Below are 22,431 nucleotides of genomic sequence, written 5' to 3'. Positions count from 1 at the left end.
TCACGGAGCCAGCACCGGCTCCGGCACTGGCCACGGCGCCGGTCACGGCTCCGGCTCCGGCGCCGGCTCTGGCCATGGCCACGGCACCGGCCTGCGCCACGGCACCAGCCGGTGACATTGGACCCATTCGTGGCACGGGCCCAGCTCGTTCCATGGGCCCAGTTCGTGACAGGGGGCCAATTCGCAGCGCGGCGCCAGCTCATGACGTGGGCCCAACCCGCGACGTGAGTCCAATGGGTGGCATGGGTCCAGTTCGAGACGTGCAGCAACCTCCGTCGCCGGAACCGACGCCAACCCTCGCCCTGGCCGCAGCCCCGGCTCCAACGGTTGCTCTGCCTCCACGCGTTGAGGTCGAGCGTGCTGCAGCCTGAGCCCGGACTCCAGCGTCCCCGGCCACGACGCCAAGGTGGATCGTTCACCGCCCGGGCACCGACGCATGCACGGACGCCGACACCAATGGCACGAACGCCGACGCCAATCGCCGACGCTGGGGCGGACTCTGGCACGGCGCAGGCTCGGTCTCTCGCCGCAGACTTCAGCCTCACCACCACAGACCTCGGCCTCGCCCCGGTCCTCAGCCCGGCCGCGGTCCTCGGGTCTGTCGTGGACCCTAACCCCGTTACGGACCCCGGGCCCGTCACGGTCCTTGAGCCCGGTTACGGTCCTCGGGCTCGCCATGGACCTTCGCTCCGTACGGGCCTTGACCGCCGCTGACTTCGGCCTGCCACGGTCTTTGGCCCGGTCGCGGTCCTCGGGCTTGCCAGGCACCATCGCTCCGCATGGAACCTTGGCCGCCGCTGATCTCGGCCTGCCACGGACCTGCGTGGCTCCGACCCGGGACTCAGCCTTCCATCAGAGACCCCCGCCTTGGTTACTATGCCTGTTCTGGCCGTATTTGTTGGGAAATGTGCATAGTCATCCTGAACCGAATCGAGGTATTCGGCCGTCCAAGTGACGTGATCCCGTTTGAGATGATCGATGAAGATCTGCGTATGGCGCGTCAGCGGGCGCGTCGCTGGGATGGGCTGAGCGAGCGCCACGCGGCGGTCGCCGCCCTGATAAGGGAGGCCCGGCTGGAGCTCGATGTGGTCGGGGTGTGGGATCAGGAGCAGGTAGCTGTCGCGGAGGCGAAGCTGGGAGCGTACCTGACCGTGCTCGCCGCAGTGGAACGGGACCTGGCCGAGGTGGGGCCGGCGCGGGAGCTCTACGAGGAGTTGCTGGCACGTGAGGAGCGGCGACTGGCCGCTTCGGCCGACCACCGGGGTGCCGAACTGCTGGAGATCGGGCGATTGCTGGCCGAGCTGGATGTGGAGTTGCCTGCTCGGGAACGTGCCCAGGCGGCCGGGCTCGCGGTCCTGAACGGCCAGGGGACGGTGGGTGAGTTCGCCCGGCAGGTGGAGGCGCTCGGCATGATGGCGGAAGGCGGCGTGCAGGGGATGGGCGGTGTCCGAGAAGTGATGGAGCAGCTCGAGGATCGTTGCCGGGAATTGGAGCGGCTGCGTGATGGGCTGCGAGCTCGCCGTGAGGAAGTGCTGCTCGACTGAGTCAAGGGTTGCTCGGGCTGTCCCGTCCGAGATCGGTTGGACCGGCGCCCCAACTCCGATTGGGCGGTCAGGCCTCTGGTCGGGTCAAAGGTGGTCGGGCCAGGGCTGGTCGGGCCAGGGCTGGTCGGGCCAGGGGTGGTTGGGCCAAGGGTCCGGTTTCGGAGGCGAGGCACAACGCCAGGGTCCGGTTTCGGAGGCGAGGCACAACGCCAGGGTCCGGTTTCGGAGGCGAGGCCCAATGCCAAAGTTCCGGTTCCGGGGGTGAGGCCTAACGCCAAAGTTCCGGTTCCGGCGGTGAGGGCGGGCCGGGGGTTCGGCGCAGGATGGGGGCGGGTCAGGGGGCTCGGTTTCTGAGTGGTGGGGCGAGCTGGGGATCTGGGTTTGGGGTGGAGATGGGGCTGGGTCCCGGTGGAGGGGACGGGGAGGGGCTTGGTTCTGAGGGGTGGGGCGGGTCGGGGATCCGGTTTCGAGGTGGAGGTGGGGCTGGGCGCAGTTTGAGGTGACTGGCCCCTCCGGAAGGCGGCGGCTTTGGTGGGTTGCGGCTGGGCTGTGGGTGGGCGCGGTTTTGGTGGGTTGTGGGTGGGGCGGTGCGGTGGGGGTCGGCGGTTGGGGAGGGGGTTGGGGTCTGTTCTGAGATGGGTGGCGGCCCTTTTAGCGGTTTAGGAGTTGGGTCATGATCTGTTCGAGGGTGGTTGCTGGGTTTGGGGTGGGGCCGGGGGAGCGCCAAGCCACGTAGCCGTCCGGGCGGACCAGTACGGCGCCGCCCCCGCTGACGCCGTACCGCTCCCGGAAGTGCCCCTCCACATCCTTCAGTTCCTCGTCCACGACCAACCGCGTGAGCTGAATGCCGAGGCGTTCCTTGACCAGGCGTCCGGCGTCCATCCAGGCCTGGCCACCCTGCCTGTCGGCCAGCAGTACGAAGCCGGAGCCGAAGAGGTCGATGGTCGAGATGCGCTGGCCTTCCCAATCGAGCACCACGTGTGGGGCGCGGCTGCCGGGACGGCCGTTCGGTACGCGCGGGTCCTCCAGGATGGAGCCGTCGTCGTCGGGTTCGTCCAGGATGGCGGTGGAGTGGTAGCGGTATCCGATGATGACGCTCATGAAATCCTCGAGGGGCTCCGGGTAGCCGATGCGGGCCGCTGGAGGCATGCGTACGCCGAGGTTGGCGAGTTGGGCGTCGGCCGTCAGCGTGCCGATCGGGCGGCGTTCGGCGTCGTACGTGTCCAGGAAGTCGGGGCCGGCCTGGCCTGTGACGACGAGCCAGAGACGCCAGGCGAGATCGCACCCGTCCTGGAGCGCGGTGCTGCCTCCCTGCCCGCCGGTGGGCGGCATGGTGTGAGCCGCGTCCCCGGCGAAGAACACCCGGCCCGCGCGGTACGTGTCGGCCACCACGTGCGCCAGGGCGAACGATGTCTTGTCCAGCAACCGAACGTCCAGATCGGGCTGGTCGGCCGCGATGCGTACGAGGTCCATGCAGTGTTCTTCGGTGAAGTCGGCATCGGTCTGGCCGTCGGAGAAGTTCACGCCGAGCACGTGCGCCCCCACGCCGGTGCCGGTCACGATCACGCCGGTGAAGGTGTCGTTCTGCAGGTACCAGAGGGTGACCTCGCGTTCGCGCACCATCCCGCTCAGGTCGGCGTCGAACATGATCGAGCACATCCGGCCCAGCTCGCCCTTGCCTGAGGTGGGGACGTTCAGGAGGCGGCGGAGCGGGCTCCGGTAGCCGTCGGCGGCCACCACGTAGTCGGCGCGCACGAGTCGGTCGCCGTCGGCGTCACGGATCAGCGCGGTCACGCCGTCCTCGTCCTGCTCCAGTGAGACCAGCTCGGTGGAGAAGCGCAGGTCGGCGCCCAGCTCCTCGGCCGTGGACCGCAGCAGCCGCTCGACCATGGCCTGAGGCGCCCCCGCCTGCACGGCCGGGGTGATGTCGGTCAGGAAGGACATCGCCTCGCGCTCGTTGTTTAAGATCATCTGGGGATTCGGGTCGGCCAGGCTCTTGGCGATCGCGATGCGCATGTCATCCCCGATGCCTGCCCAGGTCTCGCGGAGCTCCTGCTCGATGCCAGGTACGGGGCGCAGCAGCTCGATGGCTCGCGGTCCGACGCCGAACGCCTTGGGCTGGATCGAGGTGCTCGGATGCTTCTCCACCAGCATGACGGGTACGTCGCGCCAGGCCAGGAGCGTTGCCGTGCTCAGCCCTGCGTACCCACCGCCCACCACGAGGACGGGCACCCGCTCTTGTTCCATGCTTGTCCACCTCCAGGAATGCGTAGTATCGCGTTTGCGGTCGAGGCACACGATATGTCGTGTCTGGAGAGGCAGTCAAGACATATCGCGTTAGGGGCGAGGGTGGAAGTGAGGTTGAGGGGGGGAGAGGTGAGGTTGACGGGGAGGGGCGAGTGAGGCTGAGAGTTTGGGGAGCGGAGGGGCGAGGGTGGGGTCAGGTGGCTGACGGGGCAACTCGGTTGAGGGCCGGGACCAGCGGTGATGGGGCAGCTGAGGGCGGAGTAGAAGCGGCGTGAGGCTTGGGGGCGTGGCGGGGTGGCGTGGCGGGGGAGGGCGTGGCGGGGTGAGGCGGCGGTGGGATGGAGGCGGCGGTGGCGATGAGGGTGGTGATGGGGATGGATATGGCGGTGGAGATGGATATGGCGGTGGGGATGGAAGGTGGTGATGGGGATGGAAGGTGGTGATGGGGACGGGGATGGGCGTGGGGGTGGGAGTGGGTGTGCCCGCGTTTGGGGGTGCGGGCACGTGGCTCGTTGTCAGTGGACCAGGCCCGGGACCAGGTACGTGCCGTACTGGCGTAGGGCGAACAGTTCCCGGCTCTTGCCGGTTCGTACGTCCACCGCATAGACGATCGACGCTGGTCCGCGTGGTGACTCGGGGGTGGCCACTACGGTTACCTCCGTGGCGTTCAGCCAGCTGCCGAGCCGCGAGGGCCGGAGCTCGGCCGGGATTCCGGAGAGCGGGATGCGCGTCTCCCGGCCGCCCCCCACCGCGTCGAACAGGACGATCGACCCGTCCAGCTGCACCATCGGACGGCGATTCGCCTTGACGGTCTGGCCCAGTCGGGCGAGGGTTCGGCCGTCGGGGGCGAGGGCGCTGTACTCGTACGTGAAGTCCGGGATGGTGATCGGGTCGTGGCCGAGCACCCACACCTGGCTGGTCTTGTCGTACGGCTTGGCGAGCACGACGGGGCCGGATCCGTCGGACACGCTCACGGGCCACCATCCCCGCGGCAGGTCGGACACCGTGCCCCGCTCCACGTCCACCAGCTTGTTGGGCTCTCGCCGCCCGCCCCAGCCCGACACGATGAACCGCAGCCCGCTGGGTGACAGCCGCAGGGCGTACTCGACCGAGAAGTCTTGCGCGGGCTGCTTCAGCGGGGACTTCCAGGTCCTGCCGCTCGCCAGGTCGCGCACCACGATCGTGCGCTGCTTCGAGTCGTAGTACGCGAGCCGGCGGCCGTCCGCGGTGACCTCCAGCGGGCCGGTCTCCCCGGCCGAGGCCAGCTCGTAGGTGTCGCCCTCGCGGGTCACGATGCGCCAGGGCGGCTTCGTGCACGTGGCGGTGCGGCAATCCTGCCGGTACGCCTGCTCGACCGGTCCGACCCCTTCCGCGGGCAGCGGCGGGGCCGTCGTCTCCGGCGGTGTGAGCACGACCGGGGGCTTGGGGAGTACCTGCTGGAGCAGTACGGCGCCGCCGCCCGCGATCAGGCAGGTGGCCGCGGCGACGGCGGCGGCCAGGCGGGTCGTGCGCCGACGGCGGGCGCCCCGCACGGCCCGGGCCGCCAGATCGACGGCGGGCGCCTGTTCGGCCAGTGCGTGCAGGTCTTCGCGCAGCGGGTTCACCGGTACACCTCCTGAGGGATGAGCGCGCGCAGTTTCGACAGCGCGTAATGCGTCTGGCTCTTGACGGTGCCGATCGAGACGCCCATGAGTTGCGCGGTCTCGTGCTCGGTGCGGTCCTCGTAGAAGCGCAGCACGATCACCGCCCGCTGCTTCGGCGTGAGCCGCGTCAGCGCGTGGACCAGGGCGAGCCGGCGCGCGGTCGTCTCGTCGTGCGGCTGCCCGGACGCCGCGAGCTCCGGCAACTCGGCCTCGGGAAGCTCGATCCGCTTCCGCTTGCGCCAGGAGATGGTCTGGTTCACCAGGGCTTTGCGCGCGTACGCCTCGGGGTTGCCGTCTTTGGCGAGCTTGACCCAGTGGGAGGCGACGCGGGTGAGGACCGTCTGCAACAGGTCCTCGGCGAGGTGGGCGTTCCCGGTGAGCAGGTACGCCGTCCGCATCAGCGATTGCTGGCGCGTCCGTACGAACTCGTGGAACCCCTCATAACGGTCCATACATGGAAACAACTCCGCCGATGAGCCCAAGGTTGGAAAATTCCGCAGGCCCTGCGGTATCGGCTACTCGGAGAGGTGGCGTTCCAGGGACTCGAGCTTGCTGGTCATCCCGTCGGTGACCCCCTGCCGGAGGTCGGCCTTGAGCACCAGGCTGACCCGGGGCGCGACCTCCGCCACCGCGTCCACGGCGCGCTTGACCACGTCCATGACCTCGTCCCACTCGCCCTCGATCGTGGTGAACATGGCGTCCGTCCGGTTGGGCAGGCCGCTGTCGCGGACCACCTTGACGGCGCGGGCGACGGGCTCGGCGACTCCTTCGCCGACGCCCAGCGGGGTGATGGAGAATGCGACGATCACTGCGTGCCCCCTTGCGGCCTGCCGGAGGGTTTCGATCTTAGCGAGCCGCCGGAAAGCGAAAAGCCACGACGCGAACGTCGTGGCCAACCGCCGTGCTTCAACCACGCGTCACACGTGGTCGTGGTCGTGCTCCTCTTCGTCCTCGTCCTCGCTGGGGCCCTCGGAGGGCTCCACCCCGAGGACGGCCTCGCGCGGCTCGATCTCGTTGATGTGGTCGACGAGCTGCAGCACGTGGTCCGGCTCGATGAGCCACTGCAGCGCCGAGGCGCCCGTCTCGTCGGAGCTGACCAGCTCGGCCTGCTCGGTGCGCTCCTCGGCGGTGAGGTCGGCGTCCGGGTGCCTGATCTCGGCCAGTGCCGCCGCCTGCAACGCGTCCACGTCGAGCACCTCGACGGTCAGCTCGACCGTGAGGCGCAGGAACTTCGGTTCATCACTCATGGCGACGACTCTAGGGCAGCTTCCACTCGACGGGTGCCGCGCCTTGCTGTTCCAGCAGCTCATTGGCCCGGCTGAACGGGCGCGAGCCGAAGAAGCCGCTGCGCGCGGAGAGGGGGGAGGGGTGGGCGGACTCGATGCGGGGCACGTCGCCGAGCATCGGGGCCAGGTTGCGGGCGTCGCGGCCCCAGAGGATGGCGACCATCGGCTTGTTGCGCGCCACGAGGGCGTGGATGGCCTGCTCGGTGACCTGCTCCCAGCCCTTGCCCCGGTGGGAGGCGGGCTTGCCGGGCATCACGGTGAGGACCCTGTTGAGCAGCAGGACACCCTGCTCGGCCCACGGGGTCAGGTCGCCGTTGGCGGGGCGGGGGAGGCCGAGGTCGGTCTCCATCTCCTTGTAGATGTTGAGCAGGCTGCCGGGCAGCGGCCGCACGTCGGGCGCCACCGAGAACGACAGCCCGACCGGGTGACCGGGCGTGGGGTAGGGGTCCTGACCCACGATCAGCACCTTGACGTCGTCGAAGGGCTGGTTGAAAGCACGCAGCACGTGCGTGCCCGCGGGCAGGTACTGCCTGCCTTCGGCGATTTCCTTGCGCAGGAACTCGCCCATCAGGGAGATCTGCTCGGAGACGGGCTCGAGCGCTCGGGCCCATCCGGCTTCGACGACTTCGTTCAGTGGACGACCGGTCATGGCCGTTGAGCTTATCTAGGTCTGGTACGGCTTGATGCCCAAACGCCGGTTCAAGCCGTACCAGAATGATCAAGGGTGCCCGCGCGGGCACCCTTGATCACTTGACGGAGCCGGCCATCATGCCCTGGACGAAGTACCGCTGGAACGCGAAGAACAGAACCAGCGGGATGATCAGCGACAGGAACGCGCCGGACGAGAGGATGTCCACGTTCGATCCGAACTGTCGCATCTGAGACTGCAGGGCCTTGGTCATCGGCTGGTTGTCGGTGTTGGCGAAGACCAGCGCGATGAGCATGTCGTTCCACACCCACAGGAACTGGAAGATGCCCAGCGAGGCGATGGCGGGCTTGCCCAGCGGGAACACCACCGACACGAAGATCTTCCACTCGGGCGCGCCGTCCATCCGCGCCGCCTCCAGCAGCGAGGACGGAATGCCGACGAAGAAGTTGCGGAGCAGGAAGATCGCGAACGGCAGGCCGAACGCGGTGTGGAACAGCACCACGCCCGGGATCGAGCCGAAGATCCCGATGCCTCCGTAGAAGGACGCGACGGGGATCAGCGCGATCTGGATGGGCACGATCAGCAGCCCGACCACGACGAGGAACGCCAGGTCACGCCCGGGGAACTCCATCCACGCGAACGCGTAGGCGGCCATGGCCGCGATGCCGATCACCAGGACCGTGGTCGGCACCGTGATCAGCACGGTGTTCCAGAAGGACGCGGTGAAGCCGCCGGCCAGCAGGTCCCGGTAGTTCGCGAGGGTCAGCTCGGCAGGCTTGGTGAAGATCGTCCACCAGCCCTCGGAGTTGTTGATGTCCGTCGTACGCATCGAGACGACGAGCAGGCCCAGCGTCGGGACCAGCCAGAACAGGCCCAGCACGATCATGACCACCTGGACGGCGCCGCCGCCGAGCCGGTCCACGATCTTGCTCACCGTGCTCCTGCGCGGCGCCCCCGTCTCCAGCCCCGAGGGCGCGGTAGCCGTGCTCATGATCCCTCCTTCGTCGGTCTCATGACCAAGCTCCCGTGCTTATTGATGCCCTCACTTCGTTCGATCATGATCCCTCCTCCGTCGGTCTCATGACCAAGGTCCCGTGCTTATTGATGCCCTCACTTCGTTCGATCATGATTCGTCCCTCCTGAACCGGCGGATGTTCATGATCATGAAGGGGAGGACCAGAATGAGCAGGAAGACGGCCAGCGCGCTGCCCAGCCCCTGGTTGTTCCCGCCGCCGAACGACACGCGCCACATCTCCAGCGCGACCACGTTCGCCTGGGGCTGGACCGAGGCCGGTGCGATGATGAAGACCAGGTCGAACACCTTCAACGTATTGATGATCATCGTCACGAAGACGACGAGCAGCACCGGCGACAGCAGCGGCACGGTGATCTTGCGGAACACCTGCCACTCCGTGGCGCCGTCGATGCGGGCCGCCTCCAGCGCGTCACGCGGGATCGCCGCGAGCCCCGCCGCGATCAGCACCATGGCGAAACCGGCCCACACCCAGACGAACGCGCCGATGATCGCCGGGGTGATGAGTGTCGGGCCGAGCCAGCTCAGGCCGCCGTAGGCAGCCTGGAAGTTCGACTGCGGTAGTCGTACGACGTAGGAGCCCGCGGCCAGGCCCTGGAAGCGGAACGAGCCGTCGTCGGCGGTCGTGGCGGTCGCGGCGACCGTGCCGTTCTGCACCGCCTCGACCGTCATGCCCGGCAGGCCCTTCTCCGAGGCGTCCATCTCGCCGTTCTTGCCGCCGCCTCCTGGCGTGAAGTCGAACCACACGGTCCCCGAGACGCCGTCGCCGGCCGCGGGGGCCTTGGCGGTCTGGGCGTTGCTCGGCAGGATGTTCGGCTTGACGCCCACGATCGGGATCAGCACCGGCCGGCCCGCCTGGGCGGGCTGCTTGGTGACGATCGCGCCGCCGTCGGCGGCGACCGGTGACTGGTCGCCCTCGCGCGGGCGTGCCTCCGGGTAGCCCTGCGAGGAGGAGAACGTGTCGTGCACGGTGGTGAGCACGGCGTTGGCCAGGCCCTTGGCGGGGTCCTGCTCGTAGACGAGGCGGAAGATCACGCCCGCCGCCATCAGCGAGACCGCCATGGGCATGAACACGATCAGCTTGAACGCCGTCGACCACCTGATCCGCTCGGTCAGCACCGCGAAGATCAGGCCCAGCGTGGTCACCACGATCGGCGCGACGACGACCCAGATGAGGTTGTTGCGGATCGTGGTGAGCATGCTCGAGTCGGTGAAGATCGTGCCGTAGTTGCCCAGTCCCACGAATCCGGTGCCCGCCGAGTCGAACAGGCTCCGGAAGATGGAGTAGACGATCGGGTAGATCACCCAGATCCCCAGCAGCAGCGCCGCCGGGAGGAGGAAGGCGATGGCGACCGCCGGCGTGGGGCCGAGGCGTCTTTGCGTACGGGGGGTTTCAGCCGGTCCGGTGGAGGGCTCGTCCGCGGTGTCCGCGGACGAGACCTGCGGGCCGTCCAACCGTTCGGTCACGGCCTTACCTCTTTACTTCTTCCAGGCCTTCTTGGCCTCGGCTTCCAGTGTGGTCTGAGTGCCCTTGATGTCGCTCGGGTTGCGCAGGAAGTCCTGCAGTGCCTTCCACTCACCCTTGCCGTCGGTGCCGCCGAACGCGCTCGGTGCCAGGTCGGACATGTCGTAGCGGACGGCGTCGCCGGCCGAGACGATCGTCTGGCCGAGCTGCTTGGTCAGCTCGTCGGGGTAGTTGTCGGGGGAGACGTTCTTGTTGGGCGACAGGTAGCCGGGCAGCTTGGCCCAGATCTCGCCGCCCTCCTTGGAGGCCAGGAACTGCAGCAGCGCCATCGCGCCGGGGGAGTCCTTCATCGCGACCGCGACGTCGCCGCCCAGGACGACGGGAGCCGTGTCACCGGCCTTGGGGAACGGGAAATACTTGGCCTCCTCGCCCACCTTGGCCTTCGACTGCGCCGCGGAGACGGCCACGAAGTCGGCCTCGATCACCATGGCGGCCTTCTTGTCGCCGTAGACCTTGGTCACGCAGCCGGGGAAGTCGGTCTGCAGGGCGCCGGCGTTGCCGTCGACCACGAACTCCTTCTTGCCCGTGATCTGCGCGATCTTCTCCAGCGCGGTCGTCACGGTCGGGTCCGTCCACGGGATCTCGTGCTTGGAGAGCTTGTCGTAGTTCTCCGGCCCGGCGGTGGACAGGTAGACGTTCTCGAAGAGGTCGGTCAGCGTCCAGCCGGAGGCGCCGCAGAACGAGAACGGCGCGGTGCCGGAGTCGGCGATGGTCTGCGCGTTCTTGACCAGCTCGTCCCAGGTGGTGGCCGGCTGCACGCCCGCGTCGTCGTACGCCTGCGCCCGGTACCAGACCAGCGACTTGTGCGCCGCCTTGATGAGCACACCGTACACCTTGCCGCTGGCGGAGCCGAGCTCCTTCCAGTACGGGGTGTAGTTGGTGTCCACCTCCTTGACGACGTCGTCGGTCAGCGGGATGAGCGAGTTCTGGTCGGCGTACTGCTGCACCAGGCCCGGCTGCGGCAGGATCGCGACGTCCGGCGGGTTCTTGCCCTGGATGCGCGGGCCGAGGTAGGCGCCGGTGTCCTCACCGGTGGAGGCGTACGTGACCTCCGCGCCGGTCTTCTCGGTGAAGGCCTTGAGGACCTGCTCGAAGTTCTTCTGCTCGTCGCCGGTCCACTTGGCGGCGACCTCGAGCTTCACGCCCTGCAGCGTTTTGGCGCCGGCGGCGGGGGCCGACGCCGAGCCCGACGCGTCGGCGGAGGGAGAGGTGGTGGTAGGGGCGTTGCCGCAGGCGGCGACGGCTACCGCGAGCCCGGCCAGGATTGCTGCTGTTCTGGCGTTTCGCATGGCTGCCTCACTGAGTTCTGATGATCTCTTCTAGTTCTGACTTCATCGAGACCGCGGCGTCGTCCGCGGACTCGATGGAGGGGTTGCCGAGCGCCTTGGCGACCGTACTGGCGATCACCAGGCTCAGCTGGTTGTAGTTGGCGCTCACCGGCCGTGCCTTCGCGGCGAGGATGCTCTCCTTGAGCACGGGCAGGTAGGGGAAGCGCTTGATCAGGACGGGATCGTCGTAGAGCTCGGTCCACACGGGTGGGAAGGAGCCCTCGGTCAGGACGCGGCGCTCGTTCTCCAGGCTCGTGAAGTAGCGGATGAACTCCTGCGCCGTGCGCTGATGCTTGGAGTACGCGCTGATGGCCAGGTTGGCGCCGCCCAGCGTGCTGGACCCGGGGCCGTTGGGCCCCGGCAGCCGGGTCACCCCCAGCTTGTCGCCCAGCTTGGCCTTGGCGGGGCCGTAGCCGTGCGGCCAGTTGCGGGCGAAGGCCAGCCGGCCCTCCTGGAAGGCCAGGCGCGTCTCCTCCTCCTTGTAGCTCAGCGACTCCTTGGGGATCCAGCCCTCGCGCAGGCCCTGAAGCAGGAAGTCGATGGCGATGCGCGCCTTGGCCGGATCGAGGGTCACCTCAGTGCCGTCCTTGCTGACGATCTGCCCGCCGGCGGACTGCAGTGCCTCCGAGAAGTTGACGGTGAGCCCTTCATATGCCAGGAACTGCCCGGCATAGCCTCCAATATTGTGCTTTTTCGTGATTTGTCGGGATTGGTCGCGTAGCTCGGCCCACGTCCGCGGCGGCTTCCTGACCAGGTCGGTCCGGTAGTAGAGCAACCCTGCGTTGCTCGTGTACGGGACTGCCCAGAGCCTGTCCTTGTAGATCGCCGTCTCCACGACCGGCGGCAGGAACCTGTCGAGCGGGAACAACCCGCGCTCCAGGGGGATGATCCAGCCGTTCTCCGCGAATTCGGCGGTCCACACCACGTCGAGCCCCAGCACGTCGTACCGGTTGCTCTTGGCCTGGAGGTTGGCCACCATCTGAGCGCGCTGCTCGTCGGCGGCCTCGGGCAGCTCCAGCAGCGTCACCTTCTCGGCCGGGTGGGCCTGGTTCCAGCGGTCCAGCAGGGGTTGCAGGTACGCCGTGGTGTCGCGACCGGTGGCGAAGGTGATGGGGCCTGTGCCGCCCGTGCCCGTTTCGCCGCCGCCCTCGTTGCTCGCGGACGCGCATCCGGTCGCCGTCAGGAGGACGACCAGGCAAAGCGTGAGCGAGCGCACTCCGTTTCCTCCACGTTCAGAGTCAATTACATACGTGTTAGGTAGATGCATTCATGTTATGCACACCTGTAATCTGTAGGTCAACGGCTAACTGCGTAACGCGTTCGTAACACGGCGGGGAGGTGGGGCGGTGCGGCTTCATCTGCTGGCGCTCCTGGCTAAAGAGCCGGCCCATGGCTACGAGCTCAAACAGGCGCTGGAGCAGACGTTCGGCAGCGCCTATCCGTCGCCCAACATCGGCCAGATCTACGTCACGCTCGGCCGGCTGGAGAAGGACGGTCTGGTCCGGGCGGTGGACGTGGAGCAGTCCAACCGGCCCAACAAGAAGGTCTACTACCTCACCGCCAAGGGCCGTGACGTGCTCACTCTCTGGGTGGACGAGCCCACCGAGGGCCCGAGGGTGCGTGACGAGTTCTTCATGAAGCTGGTGCTGGCCCCGCTCACCGGCATCGCCGACCGGATGGCGCTGATCAGCCGCCAGCGTCGCCACTACCTGTCGCTCATGGGCGATCTCAACGACCTCCTGGCCCGCACCGCGCCGACGGACCGGGTGGCGATACTCCTCATCGAGGGCGCCATGCTCCACCTGCAGGCAGACCTTGACTGGCTGGAGCGTTGCCAGGAGGATCTGGCATGAGCACGGTTGTAAAAACGGTCAATCTGGTCAAAATCTACCAGGATGGCGCGGTGCCCGTGCCTGCCGTACGCGGCGTGGACCTGCAGGTCGAGCCGGGTGAGTTCGTCGCGATCATGGGTCCGTCCGGCTCCGGCAAGTCCACTCTCGTCCACATGCTGGGCGGGCTCGACACCAGGACGAGCGGCGAGATCTGGCTCGACGGCAAGCGCGTCGACACGCTCTCGGAGAGCGCGTGGGCGCTGCTGCGGCGCAAGAAGGTCGGGTTCGTCTTCCAGTTCTTCAACCTCGTCGCCAACATGACCGTGGGCGACAACGTCGAGCTGCCCGCGCTGCTGGCCGGGGCCTCGCCCAAGGTGGCCCGCGAGCGCAGGGAGAGCCTGCTCGGCGCGCTCAACCTCACCGACCGGGCAGAAGCCTCGCCCGCCCAGCTCTCCGGGGGCGAGCAGCAGCGGGTCGCGCTGGCCAGGGCGCTGGCCAACCAGCCCAGCGTGCTGCTGGCCGACGAGCCCACCGGCAACCTCGACAGCCGCAACACCCGAGACGTGCTCCGCCTGCTCGGCGACGTCCACAAGGAGGGCCAGACGATCGTGATGGTCACCCACGACGCGCGCGTGGCGAGCCTGGCCGACCGGCTGGTGTCGCTGTTCGACGGGGAGATCGTGGACGACGGCCGCATCGCGCGCCGCCGCACGCGCACGGCCGGCGAAGTGATCGACCTCAGGTGAGCGAGCGAAGCGAGCGAACAATCGGACACAGCAGCACTGCGCTCACGGGTCCGACGAAGGAGGGCCGGTGAGCGAGCGAACGATCGGACACAGCACCGCTGCACTCACAGGTCCGGCGAAGGAGGGCCTGTGACTGCCACTCTGGCGGGAAGCCGGTGGATCAAGGCCGACCTGCGGGCCCGGAAGGGCCAGGCGGTGCTGACGGCGCTGACCGTGGCCGGGATCGTGGCCGCGCTGATCACCGCGGCGACCCTGCTGGAGGACGGCACGAACCCGTGGCGCAGCCTGTTCGCCCAGACCGACGGCGCCCACGTCTGGCTCTACACCGACGACAGTCCCCAGGCCGACCTCGGCGGCATCGACGGCGTGACGCAGATCGCGGGCCCGTACCGGTCGGCGCCGGTGACCGTGGCGCAGGAGGGCAAGAAGGAGCCCGCGGCGCTGCGCGCGATGCCGGCCACGCCGCCGCAGGTGGCGCACCCGGTGGTCGCCGAGGGCCGGTGGCTGGACACCTCCCAGCCCGACGGCGTGGTCGTCGAGCGCTCGTTCGCGACCTCGCTGCGGCTCAGGATCGGCGCGCCCTTCACGATCATCGCGCTCGACGGCAAGCGCCACACCCTGTACGTACGCGGCATCGCCGACTCCGCCGAGCAGGGCTTCTACCCCCAGTGGACGCCCGGCCTGGCCTACGTGCTGCCCGTCATGCTCGACCGCATCGAGCCCATGCTGGGCCGCAGCGAGTGGGTCACCGGGCTGCGCCTGGCCGACCCCGACGCCACGCAGGTCGTCTCGCAGCGCGTGGTCGTCATGCTGGAGGACAAGCTCCAGCGGGTCTACACCTGGCGCGAGGTCAGGGCGGCCATGGAGCTGGACAACCGGCTGCTGGGCACGATGCTGGCGCTGTTCGGGGTGGTCGGGCTGGTGGCCGCCGCGCTCGCCCTGGCCAACGCGGCCGGCGGCCGGGTGCTGGCCCAGCTCCGCGACCTGGCCACGCTCAAGTCGATGGGCTTCACCAGGGGCCAGATCGCGCTGCTGCTCCTGGTCGAGCACGGCGCGCTGGGCCTGATCGGCGTCGCGATCGGCGCCGTGGTGGGCTGGGGCGTGATGGCGGCGATGCTCGGCGCGACGTCCGTGGCGCCGATCCCCGTGCTGGCCATCGTCGGCGGCACGGCCCTGGTCGTGCTGGCCGCCGTGGGGCTGCCCGCGTGGCGCGGCGGCCGTACACCGCCGATCCCCGCCGCGCCCGCCCTGCCGCCGCGCGGCCGCCTGTCCAGGCTGGCCCGGCTGGCTCTCCTCGTACGCCTCCCGCCCGCCCTCGTCCTTGGCACCAGAGACGCCTTCACCAGGCGCGTGCCGGCGTTCCTGACGGCGTTCGGGCTGGCCGTGCCGATGATGATGATCACGATCGGGCTGGGCGTCTGGGCCACTCTCGACAACTTCGCCGACCACCCCGAGCAGGTCGGCCAGCACGCCTCCCTGTACGTCAGGCCGGGCAAGCTGGAGCCGGCCGAGGCCGAGCGCATCGCCCGGCTGGACGACGGCGTGGCCACGGTCTATCCGGGCACCGACGTGAACGCCCTGGCGCCCGGCATGGCCCGCTCGGTGCGCGTGCGGGCCATCGGCAGCTCGACGGAGCCGTACCCGTTCCCCGTGGTCGAGGGGCGCATGTACGGCCGGCAGGGGGAGGCGGTGGCCGGGCAGGGCCTGCTCGACCTGCTGGGCATCAAGATCGGCGACCGGGTGCGGCTGACCGTGGGCGGCACGCCGCTGATCGTCAGGATCGTCGGCAGGACCGTCGAGCCCGACCTCGACGGAGAGGTGATCTCCGTGGGGCTCGACAGCCTGGCGGCCAAGGACTCGGTGCCGCCGGAGTACTACGCGCTGGCGCTGGAACGGGGCGCCGACCCGGGCGAGGTACGCGGGCGGCTGATGGCCGATTCGGGCGAGAGCCTCGACGTGCAGGCCGCGGTCAACCCGGCGGACCGGCTGGCGATCATCCGGGTGGTGATCGTGGCGCTGATCGCCGTGCTGATGCTGATCGGCCTGGCCAACCTGCTCACCGCCAGCGCGCTCGGGCTTCGTGACCACGCGTTCGACCTGGCCGTGCTCAAGGCCATGGGGCTGACGCCGCGCCAGGTCATGGCCACGCTCGTGACGGGCACCGGGCTGCTGGTCGTGCTCGGGGTCGGCGTGGGCGCCGCGGCGGGCATGTCCGTGGTGACCGGGCTGATCGACCTGCAGGGCCACACGAGCGGCGTCGGCGCGGGCATCGGGCGCGCGCCCTCCGCCCTGACGCTGGCCGTCGCCGTCGTGGCCACCGTGGGCACGGCCCTCGCGGTGGCGCTCATTCCCGCCCGCCGCGCGGCCCGTGCCCAGGTGCCGGTCACCTCGCGCTGAGCGCGGCTTCTTCCTTCTTCTTCAGCGCGAACCAGTAGAAGCCGTGCCCCGGCAACGTGAGCAGGTACGGCAGCTCACCGATCGGCGGGAACTCCACCCCGCCCCGCGCCTCGACCGGGACCATCCCCTCGAACCTGCGCAGGTCCAGCTCGACCGGCTGCGGGAACTTCGACAGGTTGTTCACGCAGAGCATGATGTCGTCGCGGTGCTCGCGGACGTAGGTGAGCACGCAGGGGTTGGACGACCACATTTCCGTGTACGCCCCCACGCCGAACACCGGGTGCCTGCGCCGGATCTCCAGCATCTTGCGGGTGAAGTGGAGCAGCGAGCCCTCGTGGCGCTGCTGGGCCTCCACGTTGACCGCCTGGTAGCCGTAGATCGGGTCCATGACCGCGGGCAGGTAGAGGCGCCCGGGGTCGGCGGAGGAGAACCCGGCGTTGCGGTCGGGGCTCCACTGCATCGGCGTGCGGACCGAGTCGCGGTCCTCCAGCCAGATGTTGTCACCCATGCCGATCTCGTCGCCGTAGTACATGACCGGCGAACCGGGCAGGCTCAGCAGCAGGGCCGTGAACAGCTCGATCCGGTCCCGGTCGTTGTCGAGCAGCGGGGCCAGGCGCCGGCGGATGCCCAGGTAGGCGCGCATGCGCGGGTCCTTGGCGTACTCGCTGTGCATGTAGTCGCGCTCTTCCTCGGTCACCGTCTCGAGCGTGAGCTCGTCGTGGTTGCGGAGGAAGATGCCCCACTGCGCCTTCTCGGGCAGCTTGGGCGTGAGCGACATGATCTCGGAGATCGGCTCGCGGGTCTCCTTCTTGACCGCCATGTAGATGCGCGGCATGAGGGGGAAGTGGAAGGCCATGTGGCACTCGTCGCCGCCCACGGTGGGGTCGCCGAAGTACTCCACCACGTCCTCGGGCCAGCCGTTGGCCTCGGCCAGCAGCACCCGGTCGGGGTAGAGCCGGTCCACCTCTGCCCTGATCTTCTTCAGGTACGCGTGCGTCTCCGGCAGCCCCGAGCACGCGGTGCCCTCGCGCTCGAACAGGTACGGCACCGCGTCCAGCCGGAACCCGTCGATGCCCAGGTCCAGCCAGAACCGCAGGACCTCCAGCATGGCCTCCTGCACCGCCGGGTTGTCATAGTTGAGGTCCGGCTGGTGGTGGAAGAAGCGGTGCCAGTAGTACTGCTTGCGCACCGGGTCGTAGGTCCAGTTGGACTCTTCGGCGCCGATGAAGATGATCGGGGCGTCGGGATAGCCGCCAGGATGGTCCGACCACACGTAGAAGTCGCCGAAGGGACCCTCGGGGTCGTGACGGGACGCCTGAAACCAGGGGTGGCGGTCGCTGGTGTGGTTCATCACGAGGTCGGTGATGATCCGCAGGCCACCTTCGTGAGCCTTCTCGATCAGCTGCACGAAGTCCCCCAGGTCCCCGAAGTCGGGGAGGATCTTCATGTAGTCCGAGATGTCATACCCGCCGTCGCGCAGCGGCGACTCGTACAGTGGCAGCAGCCACAGGCAGTCCACGCCGAGCCACTTGAGGTAGCCGAGCTTCTCGGTCAGACCGCGCAGGTCGCCGGTGCCGTCGCCGTTGGAGTCCTTGAACCCCCGGACGAGAATCTCGTAGAACACCGCCCGCTTGTACCAGGCAGGATCCTCCGAGACGAACGCCTCGGAGATCGGCTCCGGCAATGGGGATGCGTTGATCATATGTCGCTCACAGGAAGAGATGTGGGCAGGACGAAGTCACCGGTTGCCCCGGCGTTACTATCTGGTGACCGCGCCGCGTGGAGTCGTCATCCCTGCGAACTCCACTGCCCTAGAACGAGACCGGATTTGTGATCTGGTGCCCGTTTGTGCGGCGCTTACGGGCCGAACACTATCAGCCCGGTGGCTTTCCGGAACCCGCTTCTGCTGTGCCAGGGTTAATACCCGCGAGATCCGTACGTAATCGCCCCGTTACCGAGAGTTCACTAAAAAGGTGGCGCGAGGTCCGACAAGTCGTTCTCGAAGTCGTTCAACCATAGTCCGAAGAGCACCAATCCGCGCACCCAGAAGCGGTCATTCCACCCGTTGAACCTGGTCAAGGCGTCGGGACCGCCTGAGACCACCTCGTGCAGCTCGTCCGACAGCAGCCCCGGCACCCTTCTCACCACAGTCTCCAGCATGCGGTGCGAATAATTTCGGGCGGGGGCGGCCGTCGACCGCAGCGGCACCCTTTGGAGGGGCTGTTTGACCACATTGGTCGAGGGGAGTGCGGCCACCCGTGGATGGGCCGCGTGGAGCACCTCGCGGTAGAAGCGGCCCTTGTCCTTGCGGGCCACGCCGACCGACAGCGCGGCGTCGAAGAAGCGCGGATCGATGAACGGCGCCGCGAACGACGCCTCGGGCCCCACCAGGTTGACCGCGGAGCGCGCGATGCCGCGCACGGTCCTGGTGTGCAGCACCGACAGCGGCAGCTCGGCCCGGTGCCCGTGGAACATGGAGGTGGCGGCCAGGAACTGCTCGCGCACGGTCTCCTCCATCCACTGGGCGGCGGCCTTGGACAGGAACGGCTGCGAGGGCGCCCCCAGCGACAGCGAGCCCAGCACGGCCGCCGAGCGCTCGGCCTGCGTCGTGGCCTCCAGCGCAGCGCTGCTGACCATGAAGTTCTTCAGCAGCGGCCCGCCGGCCAGGCCGTCGACCAGGATCCGGCCCGCCTGGTGCACCTCCTTGGCGAAGGGGGCGTACCAGGCGTGGTGCGGCGTCAGGTATTCGAGCCTGCGGGCCACCTCGACGGCGTCGTCCGGGTAGTCGGCGGCGTTCTGGGTGATCACCCGATGGGGGATGCCCAGCTCCCTGGTGATCGACCTGGCGAACGCGATGTCGGTGTCGGTGCCGTCGTCCGGGCTGGTCGTCCACGACTCGACGTCCATCCCGCGGGCTTTGGCCACGCTGGCCAGCAGCCGCGAGTCGTAGCCGCCGCTGACCGGCACGAGCAGCTTGCGGCCGTCGTAGTCCTGGTAGACCTCGTCCAGCAGCTCGACGATCTCGCGCGGGCTGATCCACGACTCGTACGGCTCCGAACGCAGCCAGCGCGGCAGCCGGCGCTCGGTCGCGAGCCTGTCGTGCCGCCACACCAGGGCGCTGGAGCCCGGCAGCCGCTTGACGTCCGCGTACGGGGTCGCCTCGCCCAGCGGGAACGTCACCTGGAGGATCGACGCCCACGCCGACCAGTCGATCTCGATCGGCGCCAGGCTGAGCAGCGGCTGGATCTGGGACGAGAAGTAGACCGCGTCGCCGAGGCGGACGTAGTAGACGTCCACGAGGCCCAGGGCGCCCGTGTGGAGCGTGACACTCGCGCCGTCGCCGATCAGCCCGGGAGCCTCGTACGTCTCCGCGACGGCCATCCAGTCGTCCTTCGCGACCGGCTTGCGCTCGCCCCACGAGAACGCGTACGCGTGCCCCTGGCGGTGGTAGGGCGGCAGCGGCGCGGAGCTGAACAGCGCCGCGTCGGCCGACTGGAGCGCCGGCAGGAGCCGCGGGCCCGCCGCGGTCAGCTTGCCCAGCAGGGCGGGGTCGATCCGGCCTAGAGCGCCGCAGACGTAGGGCCGCACGTTGAACTGCACCGGATCTCATCCCTTCGAGACGCTTCAGGCAAAAAGAGTATCCTTTGCCGGGCTGAGGGAGCGGAGGGCCATTTGTCTACAGAGCTGGAAAGCACTCGCCGGGCGTTGCGGGATGCCGTCGCGCAGGCGGAGCGCGCCGCCGAGCTGGCCAGGCTGCTGGGCGCCGCCGAGGCCAAGCTGGTCGCCGCCGAGCAGAGCGCCGCGGAGGCCAGGTCGCTGGCCGAGCGGCTGAGCGAGGTCGAGGAGCGGCTCGCGGCCGAGCAGGCGGCCGCCGACAGGCTGCGCAAGGATCTGGCCGAGCAGCGTTTCCAGGCCGAGGTGGCCAACTGGAAGCTGTCCTCGATCAAGGTCGCCCGCTGGAACCGGCTCGGCGACGCGATCAAGAGCGGCAAGAGCAACCCGGTCCGGCTGGCCAGGGGGCTCAGGGGTGCGGCCAAGCCCGTCAAACGGCCCATCGCGCCCAAGCGCAAGCCCCTCGCGGTCGCCAAGGCCAAGGACGAGCGCCCCGGGGCGGCGTACCAGGCCACCAGCACGACCAGGACGCTCGGGGGCGCCTCCTTCAAGCTCAAGCCCTTCCGGGTGCCCACGGGACCCAACACCAGGCCGCACCTGACGGCCGCGGTCATCGCCGACCCGCACGCCGAGGCGCTGCTGCGCTACGAATGGCGGCAGACGACCGGCTTCACGCCGCGCGACTTCGCCAGGGTGCTCCCGCTGGAGGTGCCCCACCTGCTGGTGGTCGAGTCCGTCGCGCAGGGGCCGTGGGTCGAGGAGATCACCGGCGAGCCGGGCGAGGGGCTCAAGGCGCTGCTGGCCTGGTGCGCCGAGCGCGGCATCCGCACGGTCTTCTGGCACACGCAGGGCGACGTGGCCGCGTACGCGGCGGCGGCCGAGCTGTTCGAGCACCGGTTCACGACCGACCTGACGGTGGCCTGGCCGCGGCTGCAGTTCGGGGTGCAGCCGCGGGTGCACAACCCGCTGCCGCTCTCCGGCGGGCGCATCGACCGGGTCCTCACGCTGGACCAACTCCTGCCCGGGCACCTGACCTACCCCGACGTGCTGACCTCCTACCGCTGGGCGGCCGCGGTGGACTGCCCGCCGGGCACGCCCCAGTGGCGGCTGGCCGAGCTCGCCGCCTGCGGCACGCCCATCGGCACCGAGGCCGACACGCGGCGGGCGCACGTGGCGCTGCGGCGGGCGTACCAGATGGGCACGATGACCGAGCGGATCGACGAGCTCCTCGACGCGATCGGCCTGCCCGGCGCCCGTGCCACGCTCAACACCTCGGTGATGCTGCCGATCATGGACCCGTTCCTGATGGAGCACGCGCTGGCGCAGGTCGCCAAGCAGTCGGGGGTCGACCAGCTCATCGTCATCGGGCCGCCGGAGTCCGAGCTGCGCGCCCGCGACCTGCTGCCGGACGTGGAGATCGTCTACCGCCGCCCGCACCCGGCGATGACCGAGGGCGCGATGCTCGACGCCGGGATCGACCTGTGCGAGGCCGACCTGGTGGCGGTCATGGACCCGCGCGACGTGTACGGCCCGCACTACCTGTCGGACCTGCGGCGGGCCTTCCTCTTCAGCACCGCCGACATCGTCGGCAAGGCGGCCTTCTACGCCCACCTCCGCAAGCCGCAGGCCACGCTGCTCAAGCAGCCCGATGCCGAGTACGCCTACCTCCCGGAGATCGCCGGGGCGACCCTCCTGGCCCGCCGCAACACCCTGCGCGAGATCGGCTTCGCCGACCTGACGGACGGGTGGGACGAGGTGCTCATGCGGCAGTGCCGGACGGACGGGATCAAGGTGTTCTCGGCCGACCGGTTCGGCTACGTGCGGGTGCGCGACGAGGACCGCTGGCTGCTCGGGGCCGCCCACCTGGTCGAGTACGGCTCCGCCGAGCCGCACGCGCTCATCTGAGGCGCGACGCCCTAGGGTTTGGCCATGACGCCCGTGGAGCTGGCCGAGGTGCTGGGGGAGCCCCCGGTGCCCGAGGGGACGTGGGAGGGCGAGGCCGGCTACGTCTCCGCGGCCGCGCTGCGCCGCAGGGTCCCCGCCGAGGAGCTCGCCGGGCGGGTGCGGGAGCTGGACGGGGTGTCGCTGGTGGAGGTCCGGCCGGACGGGTTCCTGCGGATCGTGGTCAGCGAGCCGGGGGAGCTGGCGGAAGGCGTCGGGCCGGTCGACCTCCCGGAGCCCTCGTGGCCGGACTTCCCGCGGACCTGGGAGAACCCCGGGTTCGTGGTGCGGTACGCGCATGCGCGGGCCCGCGCGGTGCTCAGGTGGGCGCGGGAGCTGGGGGTGCCGTCCGAGGGGTTCAGGGGGGAGCTGCTCGACGGCCCGTACGACCGGCGGGTGCTGCGGGTGCTGGCCGAGCTGCCCGGGCGGATGGTCAGCAGGGAGCCGGGGTGGGAGACGTACCTGGTGCGGCTGGCGCTGGCCTATCACGACGCGCACGAGCACGCGCCGGCCGTCCCGGTCGGCGACGAGGCGCCGGGGCCGGTGCACACGGCGCGGGTGCGGCTGGCCGAGGCTGTGACGGGTGTGCTCCCTGGGCCGGAACGGCTGTAGAGGATTGCAAAATATTCGGCCAAAAGGCGAAGAATC

18 protein-coding genes are annotated in these 22,431 nt (G+C 69.3%); 6 read left to right on the top strand and 12 right to left on the bottom strand.

Translation table 11 applies throughout. From position 1 onward, the window contains the following. The first annotated feature begins 905 nt into the window (after window positions 1-905). Entirely contained in the window at window positions 906-1,544 is a 639-nt protein-coding gene (locus tag ACIBQ1_RS13315) for a hypothetical protein (protein WP_397277145.1), read from the top strand. Between the two features lie 651 nt (window positions 1,545-2,195). Here ACIBQ1_RS13315 and ACIBQ1_RS13310 read toward each other — a convergent pair. From ACIBQ1_RS13310 to ACIBQ1_RS13265, 10 genes are all read right to left on the bottom strand, one after another. After that, window positions 2,196-3,791: an FAD-dependent monooxygenase gene (locus ACIBQ1_RS13310; protein ID WP_397277143.1), complete on the bottom strand. Its 1,596-nt coding sequence runs from the start codon at window positions 3,789-3,791 to the stop codon at window positions 2,196-2,198. 515 nt (window positions 3,792-4,306) lie between these two features. Next, entirely contained in the window at window positions 4,307-5,395 is a 1,089-nt protein-coding gene (locus ACIBQ1_RS13305) for a hypothetical protein (RefSeq protein ID WP_397277141.1), read from the bottom strand. Then, window positions 5,392-5,886: a SigE family RNA polymerase sigma factor gene (locus tag ACIBQ1_RS13300; protein WP_397277139.1), complete on the bottom strand. Its 495-nt coding sequence runs from the start codon at window positions 5,884-5,886 to the stop codon at window positions 5,392-5,394. The genes ACIBQ1_RS13305 and ACIBQ1_RS13300 overlap by 4 nt, the downstream gene beginning before the upstream one ends. A gap of 63 nt (window positions 5,887-5,949) precedes the next feature. After that, window positions 5,950-6,243 carry an MTH1187 family thiamine-binding protein gene (locus ACIBQ1_RS13295; protein ID WP_192790536.1) on the bottom strand — a complete coding sequence of 98 codons (294 nt, stop codon included), beginning with the start codon at window positions 6,241-6,243 and terminating at the stop codon, window positions 5,950-5,952. Window positions 6,244-6,351: 108 nt separating this feature from the next. Next, a complete protein-coding gene (locus ACIBQ1_RS13290) occupies window positions 6,352-6,681 on the bottom strand; it encodes a hypothetical protein (protein WP_397277138.1) in 330 nt (109 codons plus the stop codon). Between the two features lie 10 nt (window positions 6,682-6,691). Continuing rightward, window positions 6,692-7,369: a uracil-DNA glycosylase gene (locus ACIBQ1_RS13285; protein WP_397277137.1), complete on the bottom strand. Its 678-nt coding sequence runs from the start codon at window positions 7,367-7,369 to the stop codon at window positions 6,692-6,694. A 97-nt stretch (window positions 7,370-7,466) separates the two neighbouring features. Beyond that, window positions 7,467-8,360 (bottom strand): carbohydrate ABC transporter permease, encoded by an 894-nt coding sequence (locus tag ACIBQ1_RS13280; RefSeq protein ID WP_397277135.1) that lies wholly within the window; start codon window positions 8,358-8,360, stop codon window positions 7,467-7,469. A gap of 132 nt (window positions 8,361-8,492) precedes the next feature. Continuing rightward, window positions 8,493-9,869: an ABC transporter permease subunit gene (locus ACIBQ1_RS13275; RefSeq protein WP_397277133.1), complete on the bottom strand. Its 1,377-nt coding sequence runs from the start codon at window positions 9,867-9,869 to the stop codon at window positions 8,493-8,495. Between the two features lie 12 nt (window positions 9,870-9,881). Then, the gene (locus ACIBQ1_RS13270; protein WP_397277131.1) at window positions 9,882-11,216 is read right to left on the bottom strand and encodes an ABC transporter substrate-binding protein; all 1,335 of its coding nucleotides are present in this window, start codon (window positions 11,214-11,216) and stop codon (window positions 9,882-9,884) included. Window positions 11,217-11,223: 7 nt separating this feature from the next. Next, window positions 11,224-12,471: an ABC transporter substrate-binding protein gene (locus tag ACIBQ1_RS13265; protein ID WP_397277129.1), complete on the bottom strand. Its 1,248-nt coding sequence runs from the start codon at window positions 12,469-12,471 to the stop codon at window positions 11,224-11,226. Between the two features lie 130 nt (window positions 12,472-12,601). Here ACIBQ1_RS13265 and ACIBQ1_RS13260 point away from each other — a divergent pair, with 130 nt between their 5' ends. The 3 genes from ACIBQ1_RS13260 (at window position 12,602) to ACIBQ1_RS13250 (ending at window position 16,230) form a co-directional block, all read left to right on the top strand. Continuing rightward, window positions 12,602-13,108 carry a PadR family transcriptional regulator gene (locus ACIBQ1_RS13260; protein ID WP_350729978.1) on the top strand — a complete coding sequence of 169 codons (507 nt, stop codon included), beginning with the start codon at window positions 12,602-12,604 and terminating at the stop codon, window positions 13,106-13,108. Then, window positions 13,105-13,833: an ABC transporter ATP-binding protein gene (locus ACIBQ1_RS13255; RefSeq protein WP_397277127.1), complete on the top strand. Its 729-nt coding sequence runs from the start codon at window positions 13,105-13,107 to the stop codon at window positions 13,831-13,833. The genes ACIBQ1_RS13260 and ACIBQ1_RS13255 overlap by 4 nt, the downstream gene beginning before the upstream one ends. A 129-nt stretch (window positions 13,834-13,962) precedes the next feature. Beyond that, a complete protein-coding gene (locus ACIBQ1_RS13250; protein WP_397277126.1) occupies window positions 13,963-16,230 on the top strand; it encodes an FtsX-like permease family protein in 2,268 nt (755 codons plus the stop codon). Here ACIBQ1_RS13250 and treS read toward each other — a convergent pair. Further along, window positions 16,217-17,932, bottom strand: coding sequence for a maltose alpha-D-glucosyltransferase (gene treS / locus ACIBQ1_RS13245; protein ID WP_397277124.1), 1,716 nt, complete (start codon window positions 17,930-17,932; stop codon window positions 16,217-16,219). The two genes, ACIBQ1_RS13250 and treS, sit on opposite strands and share 14 nt — an antisense overlap. Before the next feature lie 263 nt (window positions 17,933-18,195). Next, on the bottom strand, window positions 18,196-19,830 hold the full coding sequence (locus ACIBQ1_RS13240; protein ID WP_397277122.1) for an asparagine synthetase B family protein: 1,635 nt from the start codon (window positions 19,828-19,830) through the stop codon (window positions 18,196-18,198). 72 nt (window positions 19,831-19,902) lie between these two features. On the opposite strand from ACIBQ1_RS13240, the gene ACIBQ1_RS13235 reads away from it, so the two are divergent. Both ACIBQ1_RS13235 and ACIBQ1_RS13230 read left to right on the top strand, forming a co-directional pair. After that, window positions 19,903-21,747, top strand: a complete 1,845-nt coding sequence (locus ACIBQ1_RS13235; RefSeq protein ID WP_397277120.1) for a hypothetical protein — start codon at window positions 19,903-19,905, stop codon at window positions 21,745-21,747. A gap of 24 nt (window positions 21,748-21,771) precedes the next feature. Next, window positions 21,772-22,395, top strand: coding sequence for an anticodon-binding protein (locus tag ACIBQ1_RS13230; RefSeq protein ID WP_397277118.1), 624 nt, complete (start codon window positions 21,772-21,774; stop codon window positions 22,393-22,395). Window positions 22,396-22,431: the final 36 nt, after the last annotated feature.

It is taken from the genome of Nonomuraea sp. NPDC050153 (assembly GCF_044460125.1).
Lineage (GTDB): Bacteria > Actinomycetota > Actinomycetes > Streptosporangiales > Streptosporangiaceae > Nonomuraea.
The sequence above is the reverse complement of the archived record's forward strand: the minus strand, read 5'-3'. Positions and strand labels throughout refer to the sequence as shown.